Consider the following 3,621-nt stretch of genomic DNA (forward strand, 5'->3'; position numbering starts at 1 on the left):
GGCGTCGTACGTCTCCTCCGCCCAGACGGATGTGTACGCCACCGGTACCACGGCCCGCGTCCTCGGCTGGGGCACCACCTCGGAGAGCGGCGGCTTCCTGTTTGAATGGGCGGCCCCGGACGGAACGGAGCGGAGCCCCGGCCATGGTGTCCACGGAACGTCTCCTCGCCTTCGCGGCCATGTCGCTGCTGGTCATCGTCATCCCGGGCCCGAGCGTGCTGTTCGTGATCGGCCGGGCCCTCGCGCACGGCCGGCGCACCGCCGTGGCGACCGCGATCGGCAACGTCTTCGGCTCGTATCTGCTCGTGGTGGCCGTGGCGGTCGGCGTCGGCTCGCTGGTGGAGCGGTCGGCCGCCCTGTACCTGGCGGTGAAGCTGGCGGGCGCCGCCTATCTGGTCCACCTCGGCGTCCATGCCCTCCGGCACCGGGGCGAGTTGACGGCGTCGGCGATCCGGGCGACGCCCGTGGCCCCGGCGCGCGGCGATCTGCGGACCGTGCTGGACGGCGCCCTGGTCGGCGTCACCAACCCGAAGGGCGTCGTGTTCTTCGCCGCCGTCCTGCCGCAGTTCGTGGAGCACTCGGCGGGGCACGTCCCGTTGCAGATGCTGCTGCTCGGCCTGGTCCCGATCGGCATCGGCCTGGTCACGGACACCCTGTGGGGCCTGACCGCGTCGGCGGCCCGAGCGTGGTTCACAAGCTCGGACCGACGGCTGTCGCTGATCGGGGGCGCGGGCGGGTTCACCATGATCGGCCTGGGTGTGACGGTGGCGGTGACGGGCCGCGCGGACTGAGGCGCGGGCCACTCGCGGTGGGTCCGCACATCCCGAGGTCCCTTCGGCAGGTGAAGCACCGTCAGCCGGGCGCCCTCAGCCGTCGGCGCCCCGGCGGGGGCCACGCGGTACGAGTCGGCGCGGCCGATACGAGTCGGCGCGGCCGGTCGGACTCGTCCCCACGGTGTCCGCGTAGGGCCGGTGTCAGCCGCCGACGTACGCCGCGAGGTGCTCGCCGGTGAGGGTGGAACGGGCGGCGACGAGGTCGGCGGGCGTGCCCTCGAAAACGATCCGGCCGCCGTCGTGGCCGGCGCCGGGGCCCAGGTCGATGATCCAGTCGGCGTGCGCCATGACCGCCTGATGGTGCTCGACGACGATCATCGACTTGCCGGAGTCCACGAGCCGGTCGAGCAGACCGAGCAACTGCTCGACGTCGGCGAGGTGCAGGCCGGCGGTCGGCTCGTCGAGGACGTAGACGCCGCCCTTCTCCGCCATGTGCGTGGCCAGCTTGAGGCGCTGCCGCTCGCCGCCGGAGAGCGTGGTGAGCGGCTGGCCGAGCGTGAGGTAGCCGAGCCCGACATCGCTGAGCCGGGTGAGGATCCGGTGCGCGGCCGGGGTCCGTGCCTCGCCCGCGCCGAAGAACTCCTCGGCCTCGGACACCGGCATCGCGAGGACCTCGCTGATGTCACGGCCACCGAACAAGTACTCCAGGACCGACGGCTGGAACCGCTTGCCCTCGCAGTCCTCACAGGGCGAGGAGACACCGGCCATCATCGCCAGGTCGGTGAAGATGACCCCGGCGCCGTTGCAGACGGGGCAGGCGCCCTCGGAATTGGCGCTGAACAGCGCGGGCTTGACGCCGTTGGCCTTCGCGAACGCCTTGCGGATCGGTTCGAGCAGTCCGGTGTACGTCGCCGGGTTGCTCCGCCGCGACCCGCGGATCGGGCTCTGGTCGACCGAGACCACCCCCTCGTCGGCCGGGATCGAACCGTGCACCAGCGAACTCTTGCCGGACCCGGCGACGCCGGTGACGACGGTGAGCACACCGAGCGGAAGGTCCACGTCGACACCGGTCAGGTTGTTCAGCGACGCGCCGCGGATCTTGAGCGCGCCGGTGGGTTTGCGCACCGTCCCCTTCAGCGCCGAACGGTCGTCGAGGTGGCGGCCGGTGACGGTGTCGGAGGCCCGCAGCCGCTCGACGGTGCCCTCGAAGCAGACCGTGCCGCCCCCCGTGCCGGCGCCCGGACCCAGGTCCACGACATGGTCGGCGATGGCGATCAGCTCCGGCTTGTGCTCCACGACGAGCACGGTGTTGCCCTTGTCACGCAGCCGCAGCAGCAGCTCGTTCATCCGCTGGACGTCGTGCGGGTGCAGGCCCGCGGTGGGCTCGTCGAAGACGTAGGTGACGTCGGTGAGCGCGGAGCCGAGGTGGCGGATCATCTTCACGCGCTGCGCCTCGCCGCCGGACAGCGTGCCCGACGGCCGGTCCAGCGCGAGGTAGCCGAGGCCGATCTCCACGAACGAGTCCAGCGTGTGCTGGAGCTTGGCCAGCAGCGGGGCCACCGACGGCTCGTCGAGGCCGCGGACCCACCCGGCGAGATCGCGGATCTCCATCGCGCAGGCGTCGGCGATGCTGATCCCCTCGATCTTCGAGGAGCGGGCGCCCTCGCTCAGCCGGGTGCCGTCGCACTCGGGGCAGATGGCGAAGGTCACCACCCGTTCCACGAAGGCCCGGATGTGCGGCTGCAACGCGTCGATGTCCTTCGACAGCATCGACTTCTGGATCCGCGGGATCAACCCCTCGTACGTCAGATTGATGCCATCGACCTTGATCTTGGTCGGCTCCTTGTGGAGGAGGTCGTTCAGCTCTCTCTTGGTGTACTTGCGGATCGGCTTGTCCGGGTCGAAGAAGCCGCAGCCGGTGAAGATGCGGCCGTACCAGCCGTCCATGCTGTAGCCGGGGATCGTCAGCGCGCCCTCGTTGAGCGACTTGCCGTCGTCGTAGAGCTGGGTCAGGTCGATGTCGGAGACCCGGCCCCGGCCCTCGCAGCGCGGGCACATGCCGCCGGTACGGCTGAAGGTCGCCTTCTCCGTCCTCTTGGCGCCGCGCTCGACGGTGATCGCACCGCTCGCCTGTACCGAGGGCACATTGAAGGCGTATGCGCCGGGCGGTCCGATGTGCGGTTCGCCGAGGCGGCTGAAGAGGATGCGCAGCATCGCGTTGGCGTCGGTGGCGGTGCCGACCGTGGAGCGCGGGTCGGCTCCCATGCGCTGCTGGTCGACGATGATCGCGGTGGTCAGCCCGTCGAGCACGTCGACCTCGGGGCGGGCGAGGGTGGGCATGAAGCCCTGTACGAAGGCGCTGTAGGTCTCGTTGATCAGCCGCTGCGACTCCGCGGCGATCGTGGCGAACACCAGTGAGCTCTTGCCCGAGCCGGACACCCCGGTGAACACCGTCAGCCGGCGCTTGGGGATCTCGACGCTGACGTCCTTGAGGTTGTTCTCACGCGCGCCGTGCACGCGGATCAGATCGTGGCTGTCGGCGGCGTGCGACTCGGGCGCCTGCGTGTCCGTCCTCGGGGCCTTGCTCATCGTCTCTCCCTGTGTCAGCTGGGTTGGCCGGTCCGCTTTCGCGGTCGGCGTCGGCATGGTCGGGGTGGGCGGGGCAACGGTCCACCGGTGACCGGCGGCTGATCGGGGGGTCGGCCGGGGCCGCGGGACGCGGTGTGCGGGTGCGCGCGGCCGAACCAGGGCCGACCTCGGCGGAGCGGGGACCGGCACCGGGGCGCCGCGGGCCCGGGGCCTGGCCGCCTGGCCGCCTGGCCGCCTGGCCGCCTGGCCGCCTGGCCGC

General features: G+C 71.5%; 2 protein-coding genes and 1 pseudogene. 2 read left to right on the forward strand and 1 reads right to left on the reverse strand.

What is annotated here, in order from left to right:
• Positions 1-92 (forward strand): annotated as a pseudogene (locus ACWEKM_RS46105) (serine protease); the annotation flags it as partial.
• 51 nt (positions 93-143) lie between these two features.
• The gene (locus ACWEKM_RS46110) at positions 144-791 is read left to right on the forward strand and encodes a LysE family translocator (protein ID WP_451627297.1); all 648 of its coding nucleotides are present in this window, start codon (positions 144-146) and stop codon (positions 789-791) included.
• Positions 792-974: 183 nt separating this feature from the next.
• Here the strand turns inward: ACWEKM_RS46110 and ACWEKM_RS46115 are convergent, their stop codons facing one another.
• Positions 975-3,362 (reverse strand): ATP-binding cassette domain-containing protein, encoded by a 2,388-nt coding sequence (locus ACWEKM_RS46115; RefSeq protein WP_451627298.1) that lies wholly within the window; start codon positions 3,360-3,362, stop codon positions 975-977.
• Between the last annotated feature and the right edge of the window lie 259 nt (positions 3,363-3,621).

The organism is Streptomyces sp. NPDC004752, assembly GCF_053601275.1.

Bases quoted from the DNA above. Each gene is read 5' to 3' on its own strand.
- ACWEKM_RS46110 (WP_451627297.1), top strand. From the start codon at position 144: ATGGTGTCCACGGAACGTCTCCTCGCCTTCGCGGCCATGTCGCTGCTG.
- ACWEKM_RS46115 (WP_451627298.1), bottom strand. From the start codon at position 3,362: ATGAGCAAGGCCCCGAGGACGGACACGCAGGCGCCCGAGTCGCACGCC.